Annotated in this window: 16 protein-coding genes and 1 other RNA gene; 14 read left to right on the top strand and 3 right to left on the bottom strand. The window is 65.0% G+C overall.

Features of this window, described 5'->3' with window-relative positions; all coding sequences use genetic code 11:
• Nucleotides 1–61 precede the first annotated feature (61 nt).
• The 4 genes from AAEO60_RS03460 (at nt 62) to AAEO60_RS03445 (ending at nt 3,889) form a co-directional block, all read left to right on the top strand.
• A complete protein-coding gene (locus tag AAEO60_RS03460) occupies nt 62–1,273 on the top strand; it encodes a hydrolase (protein ID WP_341672250.1) in 1,212 nt (403 codons plus the stop codon).
• Nucleotides 1,270–2,283: an arginine N-succinyltransferase gene (locus AAEO60_RS03455; RefSeq protein ID WP_341672249.1), complete on the top strand. Its 1,014-nt coding sequence runs from the start codon at nt 1,270–1,272 to the stop codon at nt 2,281–2,283. Before AAEO60_RS03460 ends, AAEO60_RS03455 begins: the two co-directional genes overlap by 4 nt.
• Nucleotides 2,280–3,530, top strand: a complete 1,251-nt coding sequence (locus AAEO60_RS03450) for an N-succinylarginine dihydrolase (protein ID WP_341672248.1) — start codon at nt 2,280–2,282, stop codon at nt 3,528–3,530. Before AAEO60_RS03455 ends, AAEO60_RS03450 begins: the two co-directional genes overlap by 4 nt.
• Nucleotides 3,531–3,637: 107 nt before the next feature.
• On the top strand, nt 3,638–3,889 hold the full coding sequence (locus tag AAEO60_RS03445; protein ID WP_341672247.1) for a hypothetical protein: 252 nt from the start codon (nt 3,638–3,640) through the stop codon (nt 3,887–3,889).
• A gap of 50 nt (nt 3,890–3,939) precedes the next feature.
• Here AAEO60_RS03445 and ssrA read toward each other — a convergent pair.
• Nucleotides 3,940–4,285, bottom strand: a transfer-messenger RNA (tmRNA) gene (gene ssrA, locus AAEO60_RS03440).
• Nucleotides 4,286–4,411: 126 nt separating this feature from the next.
• Nucleotides 4,412–4,849, bottom strand: coding sequence for a large conductance mechanosensitive channel protein MscL (gene mscL / locus AAEO60_RS03435; RefSeq protein ID WP_341672246.1), 438 nt, complete (start codon nt 4,847–4,849; stop codon nt 4,412–4,414).
• Between the two features lie 150 nt (nt 4,850–4,999).
• Here mscL and AAEO60_RS03430 point away from each other — a divergent pair, with 150 nt between their 5' ends.
• From AAEO60_RS03430 to AAEO60_RS03410, 5 genes are read left to right on the top strand one after another with little or no spacing between them, the layout of a single operon-like run.
• The gene (locus AAEO60_RS03430; protein WP_341672245.1) at nt 5,000–5,608 is read left to right on the top strand and encodes a LemA family protein; all 609 of its coding nucleotides are present in this window, start codon (nt 5,000–5,002) and stop codon (nt 5,606–5,608) included.
• A gap of 14 nt (nt 5,609–5,622) precedes the next feature.
• Nucleotides 5,623–6,480: a TPM domain-containing protein gene (locus tag AAEO60_RS03425; RefSeq protein ID WP_341672244.1), complete on the top strand. Its 858-nt coding sequence runs from the start codon at nt 5,623–5,625 to the stop codon at nt 6,478–6,480.
• Between the two features lies 1 nt (nt 6,481).
• Nucleotides 6,482–7,159, top strand: coding sequence for a TPM domain-containing protein (locus AAEO60_RS03420; RefSeq protein ID WP_341672243.1), 678 nt, complete (start codon nt 6,482–6,484; stop codon nt 7,157–7,159).
• Between the two features lie 21 nt (nt 7,160–7,180).
• On the top strand, nt 7,181–7,717 hold the full coding sequence (locus AAEO60_RS03415; protein ID WP_341672242.1) for an NUDIX hydrolase: 537 nt from the start codon (nt 7,181–7,183) through the stop codon (nt 7,715–7,717).
• Nucleotides 7,714–8,637: a ketopantoate reductase family protein gene (locus AAEO60_RS03410; protein ID WP_341672241.1), complete on the top strand. Its 924-nt coding sequence runs from the start codon at nt 7,714–7,716 to the stop codon at nt 8,635–8,637. The genes AAEO60_RS03415 and AAEO60_RS03410 overlap by 4 nt, the downstream gene beginning before the upstream one ends.
• 10 nt (nt 8,638–8,647) lie before the next feature.
• Here the strand turns inward: AAEO60_RS03410 and AAEO60_RS03405 are convergent, their stop codons facing one another.
• The gene (locus tag AAEO60_RS03405) at nt 8,648–9,724 is read right to left on the bottom strand and encodes an alkaline phosphatase D family protein (protein ID WP_341672240.1); all 1,077 of its coding nucleotides are present in this window, start codon (nt 9,722–9,724) and stop codon (nt 8,648–8,650) included.
• Nucleotides 9,725–9,880: 156 nt separating this feature from the next.
• On the opposite strand from AAEO60_RS03405, the gene AAEO60_RS03400 reads away from it, so the two are divergent.
• From AAEO60_RS03400 to AAEO60_RS03380, 5 genes are read left to right on the top strand one after another with little or no spacing between them, the layout of a single operon-like run.
• Nucleotides 9,881–10,714, top strand: a complete 834-nt coding sequence (locus AAEO60_RS03400) for a beta-etherase (protein ID WP_341672239.1) — start codon at nt 9,881–9,883, stop codon at nt 10,712–10,714.
• A 6-nt stretch (nt 10,715–10,720) separates the two neighbouring features.
• Nucleotides 10,721–11,686 (top strand): 2-hydroxyacid dehydrogenase, encoded by a 966-nt coding sequence (locus AAEO60_RS03395; RefSeq protein ID WP_341672238.1) that lies wholly within the window; start codon nt 10,721–10,723, stop codon nt 11,684–11,686.
• Entirely contained in the window at nt 11,683–12,540 is an 858-nt protein-coding gene (locus tag AAEO60_RS03390; RefSeq protein WP_341672237.1) for a kinase, read from the top strand. The genes AAEO60_RS03395 and AAEO60_RS03390 overlap by 4 nt, the downstream gene beginning before the upstream one ends.
• Nucleotides 12,541–12,600: 60 nt before the next feature.
• On the top strand, nt 12,601–14,718 hold the full coding sequence (locus tag AAEO60_RS03385; RefSeq protein WP_341672236.1) for a PQQ-dependent dehydrogenase, methanol/ethanol family: 2,118 nt from the start codon (nt 12,601–12,603) through the stop codon (nt 14,716–14,718).
• Complete coding sequence (locus AAEO60_RS03380) at nt 14,718–15,959, top strand: FAD-dependent oxidoreductase (protein ID WP_341672235.1); 1,242 nt, start codon at nt 14,718–14,720, stop codon at nt 15,957–15,959. The genes AAEO60_RS03385 and AAEO60_RS03380 overlap by 1 nt, the downstream gene beginning before the upstream one ends.
• Nucleotides 15,960–15,973 lie beyond the last annotated feature (14 nt).

The raw sequence follows: 15,973 nt of genomic DNA, 5'->3' as shown, positions 1-15,973 counted from the left end.
GGGGCAAAGCCCAGAGGGAGTGGGTTTGACACTGCCAGTGCGGCGCGTAAGGCGGTTTGGAATGAAACCACTTTCAGCATCAGAAATGGCGTTGACCGGCCAGATCGACCAGTCTCGCATGCTCGGCCGCACGCAGGACTGGGCGGCGATCAATTCGGGCACCGGCAACCTCGATGGACTGGCGCAGGTGGCAGACCTGCTGGCCGAGGCCTTCTCCCCCTTGCCCGGCGAGGTTTGCTTGCGCGATCCTGCCCCGGTCACCGTGGTCGACGCGGAAGGCCGTGAAGTTGAAAAGCCTCATGGCCGCCATCTCGTCCTGTCAGTGCGCCCGCAGGCAGAGCGCCGCTTCCTGCTGACAGGACACATGGACACGGTCTTTCCGGCCGACCATCCGTTCCAGGACCAGCAATGGCTCGACGACGATACCCTCAACGGCCCCGGCACGGCGGACATGAAGGGCGGCATCGCGGTAATCGCCGAAGCGCTGATGGCGCTGGAAACCGGCGAGGCGGCCAGCCGGATTGGCTACGATGTGATGATCAATTCGGACGAGGAAACCGGCTCGCTCTCCTCCGCAGCGCTGATCGACGAGCTGGCACGCGGCAAGTTCGCCGCCCTCACCTACGAGCCCAGCGCCCTTCCCGATGGCACGCTCGCCCACGCGCGCGGCGGCAGCGGCAATTACGCGCTCACCTTCACTGGCAAGAGCGCCCACGCCGGACGCAATCCGCAGGACGGACGCAACGCCATTGTCGCCGCGGCCGATTGCGCGGTGCGGCTGAAGGCCATGCAGCACGCCGACATGGCTGTGAATCCGGCCAAGATCGAAGGCGGTGCGGCGAACAATGTCGTGCCGGACCATGCCGTACTGCGGTTCAACATCCGTCCCAAGACCACTGAAGCGGCGGAAGAATTCACCGGCAACCTCAATGCCCTGATCACAACCCTTGCCGCCGAGCACGACCTGCGCATCGCGCTCCACGGCGGCATTTCGCGCCCGCCCAAGCCGGTCGATGCCAAGGCGCAGAAGCTGTTCGACCTCGTACGCGCCACCGGGGCCGAACTGGGCCAGACAATCGGTTGGCAGAGCACAGGCGGAGTCTGCGACGGCAACAACATCGCCGCCAATCACGTGCCCGTGGTCGACACCATGGGTGTGCGCGGCGGCAAGATCCATTCGCCGGACGAATTCATGTATGCCAGCTCGCTGACCGAGCGGGCGCGGCTGTCCGCCATTGTCCTCCACCGTCTCGCCACCGGAGATGCTCTGTGACCTTTGTGATCCGCCCCGCCGCGACGGACGACCTGCAGCACCTCTACGAAATGGCCAAGCTTACCGGCGGCGGTTTCACCAACCTGCCCCCTGACCGCAATTCGCTGACCGCCAAGCTCGAAGGTTCGCAAGCAGCTTTCGACCGCGAAGGGCAAGACATCGTCGGCGAGACCTTCGTGCTCGTCCTGGAAAACACCGAGACGACCGATGTGCGCGGCACCTGCCAGCTGTTCACGGCCGTGGGGCACCAGTACCCGTTCTATTCCTATCGCATCGGCACGCTGACCCAGTATTCCAAGGAACTGGATCGCACCGTCACCGCCGAACTGCTCAGCCTGTGCAACGACCTGGGCGGCACCAGCGAAGTGGGCGGCCTGTTCCTGCATCCGGGAGAACGCGCTGGCGGACTTGGCCTGCTGCTGGCGCGCAGCCGTTACCTGTTCATCGCCGCGCATCGCCACCGCTTCGGTGACCGCATCCTTGCGGAACTGCGCGGCATCATCGACGAGCGTGGCGGATCGCCGTTCTGGGATGCCATCGGCGGCAAGTTCTTCGGCATGAGTTTCCAGGAGGCGGACGAATTCAACGCCATCCACGGCAACCAGTTCATTGCCGACCTGATGCCCAAGCACCCGGTCTACATCGCCATGCTCGACGAGGCGGCGAAGAAGGTGATTGGCCTGCCCCATCCCAGCGGGCGTGCGGCCATGCGCATGCTGGAGAACGAGGGTTTTTCCTATCAGGGCTATGTCGACATCTTCGACGGTGGACCGACCATGCTGGCCAATACCGACAAGGTAAAAAGCATTGCTGACGCTCATTACGGTGAAGTCGTGGACGATGAGCTGGAAAAGGGCGAAAAGTCGCTGATCGCTGCCGGCCAGCTGAAAGACTTCCGCTGCTGCTATGGCGCGCGCGAATTCCGCGAAGGCGGCGTGGCGATCGATTCCCTGGCTGCGGAACTGCTCAAGGTCGGCAAGGGCGACATGGTCTGGAGCGTGGCGCGTTGACCCTGGTGGAAATCAATTTCGACGGCCTCGTTGGCCCCAGCCACAACTATGCCGGCCTGAGCCTTGGCAACCTCGCGGCGACGAAGAACGCGGGCGCGACCAGCTATCCGCGTGCGGCGGCACTGCAGGGCATTGCCAAGATGCGCCGCAACATGGCGCGCGGCCTCGCGCAGGGTTTCTTCCTGCCGCTGCCGCGTCCGGACACCGCATGGCTGGAGGCGCTGGCAGCAGACGACAGCACCGATCCAGCGCTGGTGGCTGGCGCTTGGTCGGCCAGCTCGATGTGGACGGCCAATGCCGCCACGGTCAGCCCGGCGCCCGATACGGTGGACGGCAGGTGCCACCTGACCGTCGCCAACCTCGTCACCATGCCGCACCGCAGCCACGAATGGCCCGCTACGCTGGCACAGTTACGGCTGGCCTTTGCCGATCGTGCCAGCTTCGCGGTGCACGACCCGGTGCCGCCCTGCTTCGGCGACGAGGGGGCGGCGAACCACATGCGCTTCGCACCCGCCCACGACGAACAGGGGCTGGAAGTGTTCGTTTTCGGCAAGTTCGGCGGCCCCTTCCCCGCGCGTCAGCACGAGCACGCCAGCCGCGTAGTCGCGCGCAAGCACGGGCTCGATCCCGACCGCGTGCTGTTTGTCGAACAGAACCCCGATGCCATTGCTGCCGGTGCCTTTCACAACGACGTGGTGGCCGTGGCGAACGAGGAGGTGCTGTTCACCCACGAACTGGCCTTTGCCGATAGGCAGGGCACCTACGAGGCCATCCAGGCGCGCTGTCCGGGCGTGCAGGTGGTGGAAGTGCCAGCCGACCGCGTTCCGCTGGCCGATGCGATCTCGTCCTACCTGTTCAACGCGCAATTGCTCACCCCGCCCTCGGGCGAGATGACGCTGGTGGTGCCGGAGGAATGCCGCGAAAGCGCACCCGTTTGGTCGTGGCTGCAGGACATGCTGGCGGGCAATGGCCCGATCCGCCATGTCGACGTGGTCGACGTGCGCCAGTCGATGGCCAATGGCGGCGGCCCGGCCTGCCTGCGGCTACGCGTGGTGGCCGATCCGGCGACAGTCGATCCGCGTTTCATGCTGGACGAGGCCAAGGCCAGCCTGCTGGAAGAGGTCGTGGCCGCGCACTGGCCCGAATCGATCGACACCGCCCAGATCGGCGATCCGGCGCTGGCGACACAGGTGCGCAAGGCACGCGCAGCCCTGCTTGAAGCACTCGAGATAATGGAACTCGGCTGACCACCCTGTCGGCCTGCCTTACAATCGCTTGACTCTTAACCATGGAAATGGCGCAATTCCGCCGTTGGCACGGCAATTGCTCCGCCAAGCGTTAAGAAAGGCGAGGGATGCTACAGAAGGTCAAGAGGCTGTTCGTGATCAAGACGCGCTGGGAAGCGTACCTGATCATCTATGCCCTCGCGCTGGGCGCGATGGACCGCGGCACCCACTATCTTACGCAGTTTCCCGGCTGGGGCGGGTACATGCTGATGGCCGCCTGCAGCGGCGCGGTGTTCCTGGCCGGCGCGAAGATCCTCGACGCCCTGAAATACGAGAAGGCCGAGAAGGCAACGCTGAAGGCGATTCCGGAGAAAATCTAGTTTTTGGAAGTAAGGTGGGGGTTTCTGTTGCTAGCTACCCCCGGAGCCCCGGAATCCGCTTCTGTTGCCCGGTGGGTCCAACCGCGCTTTAGCTTTGTAAGATCAGTCCGTTAGGACGTCAGATTACGCAGCAATAGCGAGTGCTTCGTTATCGTTGGCACTTGTGTGTTTTGAACAGTTTTACGGGGTACTCAGCCCGAGCAAAAACACCGTCTTTCAGCACACGTCGATCCTGGTTCGGCCCCGTCATAAAGCGCTGCAATAACAGCACGTTGTGGTGGAGCCGCCGGGTACTGCCCCCGGGTCCGCTGTACCTATTACACGGCGCAATTTATCGCCATATCCCGCCGAAACGGGCAGGTCCCATATAGGGCCTGCCCGCTTAATGTGAAGTGTATGGATGAAGGGCTGCTCACGGTCCCAACGGGACCGCAAGGGCGACCGCCCGCCCGCAGCAGGCACAGCTTGCCTGCGCATCTGGCGAGGACGAAGCCGCGGAGGCGGCTTCGCAAACAAGCGGATTTACTTCCTCAGTGCGTCGCGGATTTCGGTCAGCAGTTCGATCTCGGTCGGACCGGCGGGCTCCTCCGGTGCTGCTGCTTCCTCCTCCTTCTCGAAGCGTTCCTGCACGCGCTTGGCATAGCGCACCAACAGGAAGATCACGAAGGCCAGGATCAGGAAGTTGATCACGGTGGAGACGAAGTTGCCCCAGGCCAGCACGTTGGCACCGGCTTCACGCGCTGCTTCCAGCGACATGCCCGGTTCGACCATTTCGGCACCTGCGAGCACGATATACTTGTCGCTGAAATCGACGTTGCCGAATACCGCGCCCACGATCGGCATGATCAGGTCTGCTGTCATGCTGGCAACGATCAGGGCGAAGGCCCCCGCGATAATCACCGCGACGGCCAGTTCCATCACGTTGCCCTTGGCAATAAAGGCCTTGAAATCGGAAAGCATAAGGGGGTCCCCTCCCTCTTGGTTTAACGGTAGTACCGCTGCTCTGCCAAAGGCGGCAAAGCCGCACAAGTGCCTGTTGCCGATCTTGAAACCGGATGCAGGCGTGCCATATAGGCAACACACCTAAGGGTTCTCGGAGGAAATCGCGCCATGTTCAAACGTATCGCCATGCTGGTCACCCTGGTGTTCGGCAGCCTTGCCCTCGCCTCCTGCGGCATCAACTCGGTGCCGACCAAGGAAGAGGCCGCGAAGGCGCAGTGGGCCAATGTCGAAGCCGCGCTGCAGCGTCGTTCGGACGTGATCCCCAACCTCGTCGCCGTGGTCGAAGCTGCCGCCGTCTCGGAAGAGAACATCCTGACTGGCGTGATCGAGGCCCGCTCGCGCGCCACCTCGATCAACATCACCACCGATGATCTGTCGAACCCGGAAGAGTTCCAGCGCTTCAACCAGGCGCAGAACCAGCTCACCCAGGCGCTGGGCCAGTTGCGTACGATCGTGGAAGCCTATCCGCAGCTGCAGAGCAATGCCCGCTTCGCCGACCTGATGGTGGAAATCGAGCAAGCCAACAACATGATCAACACCGAGATCACGCGCTACAATGACGCCGCGCGCGACTACAACACCGAGATCCGCACCTTCCCGTCGTCGATCGGCGCGAACGTGATCCACGGTTCGGAGCCCCTGGAATACTTCCAGGCTGCCGAAGGTGCCGAGGAAAACCCGGAAGTCGAGTTCAACAACATCACCGGCAACGGCTGAGGTTGGCGGACACGGTGACCCACCCGATACGCGTCTTGCTGCTGGCGCTGGCGGCCATGCTGTCAGTGCTGGCGGTACCCGCAACAGCCCAGAACTACGACTTCCCCGAACGCCCGGAGGGCCCGGTCGCTGACACGGCGGACATGCTCTCGCCTGCGACCGAGGCGGCGCTTGATGCGCGGCTGCGGGACTATAACCGCGAGACCGGACGGGCGATCATCATTGCCACCGTGCCCGATCTGGGCGGTTCGGCCATCGAGCCCTATGCCACGGCCCTGTTCAGCGAATGGGGCATCGGCGGGGCCGAGCGCGACATGGGCCTGCTGCTGCTGATCTCCCGTGACGACCGCGAAATGCGGATCGAGATCGGTTACGGCCTCCATCCCTATTTCGGGGGCATCATGGCCGGGAGGATCATCCGCGACACTATTACGCCGCGCTTCCGCAACGGCGATTTCGACGGCGGCGTGACCGCCGGTGTTGATGCCATCCTGGCCCACCTCGCCAACTCGCCCGAAGACGCCATCGCCATCGAGGAAGCCGCGCAGGCTGCCGAACAGAACAAGCGCAGCGAAGGCGGCTTCCCCATCGGCACGCTGATCTGGCTGGGCTTCCTGTTCTTTTTCTTCATCCTGCCCATGTTCGCGGGCGGCAGTAAGCGTCGCTATCGTCGCGGCGGGGCTGGCGGTGTGATCGGCAACATCATCCTGTGGGAGGCCGGCAAGGCCATCGCGCGCGGTGCATCCGGCGGCCACAGCAGCTGGGGCGGCGGAGGCTTCTCCGGCGGTGGTGGCGGCTTCTCCGGCGGTGGCGGTTTCGGCGGCTTCGGCGGCGGCATGTCAGGGGGCGGCGGCGCCTCGGGAGGTTGGTGATATGCCCATTCTGAACGAAGCACAGCACAAGATCGTCTCCGACGCGGTGGCCGAGGCCGAACTCAGCACCAGCGGCGAGATCGTGCCCGTGATTGCGGAGATGTCGGACGGTTATTCCGATGTCGCGCTCGTCTGGGCCGCTGTGGCCAGCTTTACAGCCATGAGCGTGCTGGTGGCCTTCCCGGACTTCGCCATGTCCAAGTGGGACTTGCTCTTTGGCGGGGGCTGGAGCGATGATTGGACCATGGGCCAGTTTGCCAGCCTGGTGGTCGGCTTGGGCCTGCTCAAGTTCGTCGGCGTCTGGCTGTTCCTGCTGATCCCGAAGCTGCGCTTCTGGCTGACCCCTGGACCGGTAAAGCGCCTGCGCGTCCGCGCCCGCGCGATCAAGCATTTCAAGGTCGGTGCCGAACGCCGCACCCATGGCCGCACGGGTGTGTTGCTCTATGTCTCGATGCGCGAACACCGCGCGGAGATCGTCGCGGACGAGGCAATCGCCGAGCTGGTCGAGCCCGAGGTCTGGGGCGAAGCCATGGCCGACATGCTCGAGGAAATCCGCAAGGATTGTATTGCCGAGGGTATCGCCGCAGGTGTGCGCGACGTGGGCAAGGTGCTCGCGCCGCACTTCCCGCGCGCCGCAGATGACCAGAACGAACTGCCGGACCGCTTGATCGAGCTGTAAGGCTCCGATAGCGCTTTCGGCATGACCGATCCGAAATCGCTCCCGCCCGAAGAAACCACCTGGGAAGGCAAGTGGATTGCCACCAAGAAGCGTGGCAAGTGGGAATATGCCACCCGCACGCGTGAAGTCCGTGCCGCCGTCATCCTGGCGGTGGACCATGGCGAAGTGCTGCTGATCGAACAGTTCCGCGTACCGCTGAACCGCAATTGCCTCGAAATGCCGGCCGGCCTCATCGGTGACGACGCCGGCGGTGAGGACGACGATCCGCTGAGCGCCGCCAAGCGCGAGCTGGAGGAAGAGACCGGCTACATCGCCGATCACTGGGAAGAGCTAGGCGAATTCTACTCATCCCCCGGCATGGTCACCGAAAGTTTCACCCTGCTGAAAGCCAGCGGCCTGACCAAGGTTTCTGCCGGTGGCGGGGTCGAGGGCGAGAACATCACCGTCCACCGCGTGAAGCTGAGCGAGATCGAACAGTTCATCGCCGACTTCCGCGCGGGTGACTATGCCATCGACGTGCGCATGCTGATGCTGCTCGGCCCGAAGTTGCTCGGATGAAGGTCGCCGTCCTGGGATCGGGCGCCATGGGGTGCCTGTTCGGCGCCGCCTTCCACCGCGCGGGGGCTGACGTCACCCTCGTCGACGTCAACGCCGAACACGTCGGTACGATCAACGCCAAGGGGCTGGAGCTGGACCTGCGCAGCGGTGTCGAGAACCTGCCCATCCGTGCTGCCCTGCCCGCCGAAGTCAGCGAACCGGTCGACCTGATGCTGGTCTTCACCAAGACTTTCCACACGCAGGGCGCGCTGGAGGGCATCGCGGCGGCCATCGGCGAGAACACCCACCTCCTCAGCCTGCAGAACGGCCTTGGCAACGACAAGCGGCTGGCGGGATTCGTCAGCGATGACCGGGTGATGGTGGGCGCCTCCATGCTGCCCAGCGACCTCGTCGGCCCGGGCCGGGTGCGCAGCCATGGCGAAGGCTATTCCAAGCTCTATCCCGCCTTCGGCGGCGATCCGGCCTTTGCCGAACAGGTAGCAGGATTGCTCTCCGCTGGTGGATTGGAAACCGTGCTCGATCTGAATATCCACGAGGTGATCTGGTCCAAGGTTATCTTCAACGCGACCATGAACCCGCTCTGCGCGCTAACGCGCCGCACGCCGGGGTTCCTTGGAGCGAACCCGGAATCGCGGGCAACGATCAAGTCGGCCGTGGCCGAAGGAATCGAGGCGGCCCACGCCAACGGCGTGATGGTAGACGGCCAGCCGATCTACGACCTGACCGAGACCAGCATGACGGACCATGCCGATCACGAACCCTCGATGCTGCAGGACCTGCACGCCGGTCGCCGGACCGAGGTCGATGCGATCAACGGGGCCATCGTCACCGCAGCAAAGGAAGCCGGTGTGGCTGCCCCCGTGCTCGAGACGCTGTGGCACCTCGTGAAGCTGGAAGAAGCCAAGCTGAAACAAGGCTAGTCTTGGTGGGCTAGAAGCTGCGCACCAGCGTTTCGACCGGGGTTCCGTCTGCGGCGACAATGGCCATGGCCAGCTTGCGCTGCGACCAGTCGATCACCATGCTGCCGAAATTGGCCTCGCCGATGAAAGGCGTCAGCCGTAGCGGGTCCGGCTCGCGCGCGGTGGCCTGCTCCGTGCCGCCGGGCCGGGGCCGGTTGAGCGCGCTGGCGGTGAATTCGGTGATCCGTTCACCCTGCCACTCGGTTTCGTAGAAGGCGGCAGCGTGGCGGTCTCCCGTCAGAAGCACTAGCCCGCCTCCGGCACGCGAAGTCAGCATGTCGAGCAGGCGCGTACGTTCCAGCGGTAACTTGTCCCATGCTTCCCAGCCGTGCGCCTCGCTCAGCACCTGCACGGAGCTGACCACCACGCGCAGGTCCGCAGGTTCTGCCAGTTCCTGCTCCAGCCAGTCCCACTGCGCCGCGCCCAGCATTGTCGCATCGGGATCGGTGTTGACGGTGTAGCGCCCGCTGGGCGTTTCCGGGCCCCAGCGCAAGAAGTCGGAACGGAAGAAGCGCGTGTCGAGCACGATGAACTGTACCCGCCGCCCCGCCGGGCCGATCGTCGTGCTCTGGTAGAGGCCGGGGCGACCCCGGACCTCGGCAGGCATGTGCCAGAAGTGTTCGAACAGGCCTTCGGACGTTTCGCGCAGTTCGAACGACGCGCCGCCGTCGTTCTTGCCGTAGTCGTTGTCGTCCCAGGTCACCATCATCGGCACCTCCCGGCGCAGTTGCATGAACGGCGCACTGGTCATCTGGGTACGATAGCCCTCGACCAGGGTAGGCATCACCGGGCCCTCGCCCTCGCCCGTCTCGCCGTAGATGTTGTCGCCCATGGCGATGAAGGCCTGCGGGTGACTGGCAGCAATGCTGCTCCATATAGCCTGGGTGTGGTCCTGGCTGTTGCAGCTGCCGAAGGCGAAATGCGTGATGACCGTGTCAGGCGCCAGCTGCGGCCCCTCGCCCAAGGTCGGCCAGCCCGCTTCGGCAGGTGGCAAGGTGGTGCATGAGGCCAGCGCCAGTGCGCACAAGGTCGGGGCAAGAAATCGCATCGGCAGCATCCACAGCAGCAAGGCTACCGCACGATGACAGCTTTGCCGCGCCGAGAAAACAGCCAGCGGGCGCGCGCCAACTTTGACTTTGCCCAATGACGCGCTAGCTAGCGCCGGGCCAAGGGGTGCGACACCCCAGCCAAAGGAGAGGCGGCAATGGCAGCGAACAACACGATCACCCTTTACGACCTGCAGGTTTCGACCGGCGCGACCATCAGCCCCTTTGTCTGGGCCACCAAGTTCGCCGTGCGCCACAAGGGGTTCGACCTCGACCTGGTGGAAGGCGGCTTCACCGGCATCATGGAGCGCACCGGCGGAATGACCGAGCGCCTGCCGGCCATCGTCGATGACGGCAAGTGGGTGCTCGATAGCTGGGGCATTGTCGAATACCTCGACGAGACCTATCCCGACCGCCCCATGCTGATCCCGCACGAAAGCGTGGCCGTGCTGACGCGGGCGCTCGATTCGTGGTTCTGGGGTGCGGCAGTCGGCCCGTGGATGCGCAGCTATTGCGGCGACTACCGCGACGTCTGCTACGAACATGACAAGGAATATGTCACTTCCACCCGCGAAGTAATCCTGGGCGGCAAGCTGGAAGAATTGCAGCTGGGCCGCGAGGACCGCCTGCCCGCGATCTCCGCCGCGCTCGAACCGCTGCGCCTCGCCTTGAAGGAGAGTGATTTCCTCGGCGGCCGCACACCCAACTACGCCGACTACCGCATAATCGGCGGGTTCCTGTGGCTGGCCTCGCTGGCGCAGACCCCGGCGCTGGCTGCCGACGATCCGCTGCGTCCGTGGGTGGAGCGTGTCTGCGCGCTGTACCACGGGCTTGGCGAACACCCCGGCCTGTTCCCGATCTTCGGGCTGGAGCCGCGCGAAGCCGACCCGCCGCTGTTCATGCCCGAAGGCGTGATGGGCGGCATCAACAAGCGCAACACCGGCCCGGCATCGACCCAGGCCGAAACCAAGTTCATCAACAAGGATGACTGATTGCCGATGACTGACCGATTGCGCGTCCTCGTCACCCGCCGCTGGCCGGAAGCCGTCGAATGCGCGTTGGGCGAGCGGTTTGACGTGGTGCTGAACGACACCGACCAACCCTTGAGCCAGTCCGAGCTCGCTGCTGCCATGGCCGAATTCGACGCGCTGGCGCCCACCGTCTCGGACCGCATCGATGCCGATGTCATCGCGGGTGGGGACCGGGTGAAGCTGATCGCCAACTACGGCGTCGGCTTCGACCATATCGACCTCGCGGCAGCCAAGGCGAGAGGTATCGCCGTTTCCAACACGCCCGGCGTACTGACCGATGCCACGGCAGACCTCGCCCTCACCTTGATCCTGATGGCCGCGCGCCGTGCGGGCGAAGGCGAGCGCGAATTGCGTTCGGGCAACTGGACCGGCTGGCGTCCCACCCACCTGATCGGCTCGGCCCTGAAGGACAAGGTGCTCGGCGTGGTCGGCTTCGGGCGGATCGGTCAGGCGACGGCCGAGCGCGCGCATCACGGCTTCGGGATGAAGATCGCCTACTTTGCCCGGCGCGAGAGCGAGGCGGCCAAGGCGCTGGATGCCGAATTCCTCCCTGACCTGAATGACCTGCTGTCCAAGTCCGACTTCGTCTCGCTGCACGTGCCGGGCGGCGGCGACACCGCCAACCTGATCGACGCGCAGGCGTTGGCGACGATGAAGACGGGCAGTTACCTCATCAACACCGCGCGCGGCGGCGTGGTGGACCACGATGCGCTGGCCGATGCGCTCAGGTCCGGCCACCTCGCTGGCGCGGGTCTCGACGTCTATCCGCAGGAGCCGCAGGTACCCGATGCCCTGCTGGGACTCGAGAACGTCGTCCTGCTGCCCCACCTCGGCAGTGCCAATGCCGAGACGCGCGAGGCCATGGGCATGCGCGCTCTCGCCAATATCGAGGCTTTTGCCGCAGGCGCGGACCTGCCAGACCCGGTTGCATGAGTGACCCCATTGCCGACCTGATCGCGGCAGAAGGCCTGCCGGCGGACTATGCCGAAGTTGTCGAGAATCACTGGAAGCCGCTGGCGACCCGCATCGCCCGCATGCCCGCGTCGCGCGCCCCGCTGGTGGTGGGGATCAACGGGGCGCAAGGCTCGGGCAAGTCGACCCTGTGCAAGTTCCTTGAGGTCCTGCTCGCCAAGCGGCAGATCCGCGCGGTCACCCTGTCGCTCGACGACCTTTACCTGACCAAGGCCGAGCGCCAGCAGCTGGCCGACGAGGTCCACCCGCTGTTCGCCACGCGCGGGGTTCCCGGCACCCATGCGATAGGCATGGGGCTGGCGATCCTCGAAGACATGCTGGCGGGCCGTGCGCTGACCATGCCCCGTTTCGACAAGTCTCGCGATGATCGCGCCGAAGCAGGTGAACAGGTCACTGGCCCGGTCGACGTCCTCCTGCTGGAGGGCTGGTGCGTCGGCGCAAGACCGCAGGAGGCCGAAGCCCTGGTCGAGCCGATCAACGACCTCGAACGCGACGAAGACCCGGGCGGATTGTGGCGCGGCCTGGTCAATCACTGGCTGGCCGGGGACTATGCCCGCCTGTTCGACCAGATCGACCTGCTGGTGATGCTGAAGGTGGACGGCTTCGAAGCCGTCGCCCGCAACCGCGCCTTGCAGGAAGCCAAGCTGGCAGCAGCCAACCCCGATGCGCCGGGCCTGATGGACGCGACTGCCCTCACCCGTTTCTGCGCCCATTACGAGCGGCTGACGCGGCACATGCTGGACGAAATGCCCGCCCGCGCCGACGTGGTGATCCCCATCGGGCCGGACCAGCGGCCGACTGCCCCAACAAATTGACTTTGCCCGATAGACTCTGGTGAATCTCCACCCTAATCTCCCGTGCGGGGAGAAGGATGGATGAATCTACAACGGGTTCCGATACTTGCGATTCTGGCAGGCGCGCTGGCGCTGGCTGGCTGCGCGGATGAGCCCGAAGCAGGCAATGTCACGCAGGAACGCCTGCTGGCCGCCGACGAGGACCCGGACAACTGGCTGAGCCACGGCCGCACCTGGAACGAGGACCGGTTCAGCCCGCTCGACCAGATCAATGCCGGCAATGTGGACCGGCTCGGCCTCGCCTACACCGTCGAGTTTGACACCACGCGCGGGCAGGAAGCCACGCCCATCGTGGTCGACGGCGTGATGTATGTCTCCACCGCATGGTCCAAGGTCATGGCGCTCGACGCGGCCACGGGTGAGCAGCTGTGGTATTTCGATCCCGAAGTCGACGGCGCGAAAGGCGCGCATACCTGCTGTGACGTGGTCAACCGCGGCGTCGCGGTGTGGGAAGGCAAGGTCTATGTCGGCACCATCGACGGCCGCCTGATCGCGCTCGATGCCGCCAGCGGCGACGTGCTGTGGGACATCGTAACTGTCGACCAGGAACAGCCCTATACCATCACCATGGCTCCGCGCGTGGTGCGCGACAAGGTGATCATTGGCAACTCCGGCGCCGAGCTGGGCGTGCGCGGATATATCTCCGCCTACGACACCGACAGCGGCGACCTGGTCTGGCGCTTCTACACCGTTCCCGGCAACCCCGTGGACGGGCCTGACGGCGCCGCGTCTGATGCCGTGTTCGAAGAATTCGCTGCGGAGACCTGGTCCGGCGAATACTGGGAGATGGGCGGCGGCGGCACCGTGTGGGATTCGGTCGTCTACGATGCCGAGCTGGACCAGCTGCTGGTGGGCGTCGGCAACGGCAGCCCGTGGAACCACCGCGCGCGCAGCAATGGCGAGGGCGACAACCTGTTCCTCGCCTCGATCCTGTCGCTCGATCCGGACACCGGCGAATACAACTGGCACTACCAGCTCAATCCGGGAGAGACCTGGGACTACACCGCCACCCAGCAGATGACGCTGACCCATATGCAGATCGACGGCGAAGACGTGCCGGTGGTGATGCAGGCGCCCAAGAATGCCTTCTTCTACGTGATCGACCGGCGCGACGGCTCGCTGATTTCCGCCGAACCCTACGCCATGCAGAACTGGGCCGAGCGGATCGACCTCGAGACCGGTCGCCCGGTGGAAATTCCCGAGGCGCGCTATGCAGACGCCCCCTACCTCGTCACGCCCAGCGGCATCGGCGCCCATGCCTATCACCCGATGAGCTATTCGCCGCAGACGGGGCTGGTCTACATCCCTGCCATGCAGCCACCCTCGGCATACATGGACGACGTGAACTACACGCGGAACATCGGCCGCTGGAATACCGGCGTGATCTTCCTCACCCCGCCAGCCGGGCTGGTGCCGGGCGACACGCCCGAGGATCGCCGGGCCTACCTGACCTCGATCACCAAGGGCCGCCTGGTGGCATGGGACCCGGTGGCGCAGGAAGAACGCTGGGCGATCGAACGCGACTTCCCGTGGAACGGCGGCACCCTGGCAACGGGCGGCAACCTGGTGTTCCAGGGCCTGCCGGACGGCACCTTCAACGCCTACAACGCCGAAGACGGCACCCCGCTGTGGAACTTCCAGACCGAACGCGGGATCGTCGCCGGGGCAATCTCCTATGCCGTCGACGGTGTGCAGTATGTCGCCATCATGGCCGGTTATGGCGGATCGATGGGGATGGCCACCCAGGCCGACTGGATGCGCCGCCCGCCACCCAACGGTATGCTGTTCGTATTCCGGCTGGATGGCGATGCGCCCTACACCCCGCTGCCCGAACAGGTACTGCCGCCCTATGCCGCGACAGACGAAGTGTTCGATGCCGCGACCATCGCCATGGGCCAGCAGGCTTACCTCGGCTTCTGCACCATCTGCCACAACGGCCCGGTCAACCCCAACCTGCTGCGCAGCGTCTATGCCACCGATGCCGACGCGTGGAACTCCGTGGTGATGGAAGGCGCCCTGTCGGACAACGGCATGGTCAGCTTCGCGCCGTGGATCGACGCCGAAGAATCCGAGGCTATCCGTGCCTATGTCCTGTCCGAGGCCGCCCGGCGCGCAGCCGAAGAAGGAGAAGACGACTGATGGCCGAACCGACCGATGTCCTGATCGTCGGCGCAGGTCCGGTGGGCATGCTCACCGCGCTCGCGCTTGCCCAGGCGGGTGCCAGCGTGCGCGTGCTGGAGAAGGAAGCCCACATCATCAACAGCCCGCGGGCCGCGGTCTATTTCCCTTCGACGCTGATTATCCTGGAGGAGTTGGGCCTGCTCGACGAGCTGCTGGAGATCGGCTTCAAGAACCGGAACTTCGGCACCCATGTGCCCGAGTTCGGCTATCATTCGGTGGTCGTGACCGAACCGGTCGAAGGCATTCCCTACGATTACCAGCTGCACGCCGGACAGCACGAAGTGGCGCGCGTCGCCATGGAACACGCGCAGGCGCTGGGCGTGGAAGTCCTGTTCGGCAAGGAAGTGACCGCCATCGACGACCAGGGAGATGAAATCGCTGTCGTTGCAGGAGACCAGACCTACACCGCCAAGTGGCTGATCGGGGCAGACGGCGCGCGCTCCACGGTGCGCCGCCTCGCCGATATCGAGTTCGAAGGCCACACCTGGCCCGAACGCTTTGTCGCCACCAACGTGAAGTTCCCCTTCAAGGAGCTGGGCTACGAGCAGGCCAACTTCGTCTGCGATCCGGAGAACATGGCGGTGATCGCCCAACTCGACCGCGACGGGCTGTGGCGCTGCACCTACATGGAAGACAGCGCGCTGCCGCTGGAGACTTACGAGGACCGCATCCACGAACGCTACGAGTGGTTCATGCAGGGGCGCAAGGATTACGAGATCGTCTCCTCCAGCCCCTACATGCTGCACCAGCGCGCGGGCGAAACGCTGCACAAGGGCCGCGTGCTGCTGGCGGGCGACGCTGCCCATGCCACCAACCCCTGCGGCGGGCTGGGCCTGACCTCGGGCGTCTGGACCGGCGTCATCCTCGCTGACATTCTCGGCGCGATACTGCGCGGCGAGGAGGACGAGGAAGTGCTCGATCGCTTCTCCGACGAACGGCGGCGCATCTTCTGGGATGTGGTCACGCCCGCGGCCACCGAGAACAAGCGCATGCTGCAGGAAAGCGATCCCGAGAAGCGCCAGCAGGACCTCGCGCACATCCGCGCGCTCGACGAAAATCCCGAGAGCGGCGCGCTGCTGATGCTGTTCGCCTACAAGGTTATCGGTGACGTGCTGCGCGAAGGCAGCCGCTGGGCCGATGCCGACCCCACCCCGCGCGTCGCCATCGATATCGGCGGCCGCCAAGGACAGATCCACTGAGAGGACCCATGACG

The organism is Aurantiacibacter gilvus (genome assembly GCF_038289935.1).
In the GTDB taxonomy this organism is placed as follows: Bacteria; Pseudomonadota; Alphaproteobacteria; order Sphingomonadales; family Sphingomonadaceae; genus Alteraurantiacibacter; species Alteraurantiacibacter gilvus.
The sequence above is the reverse complement of the archived record's forward strand: the minus strand, read 5'-3'. Positions and strand labels throughout refer to the sequence as shown.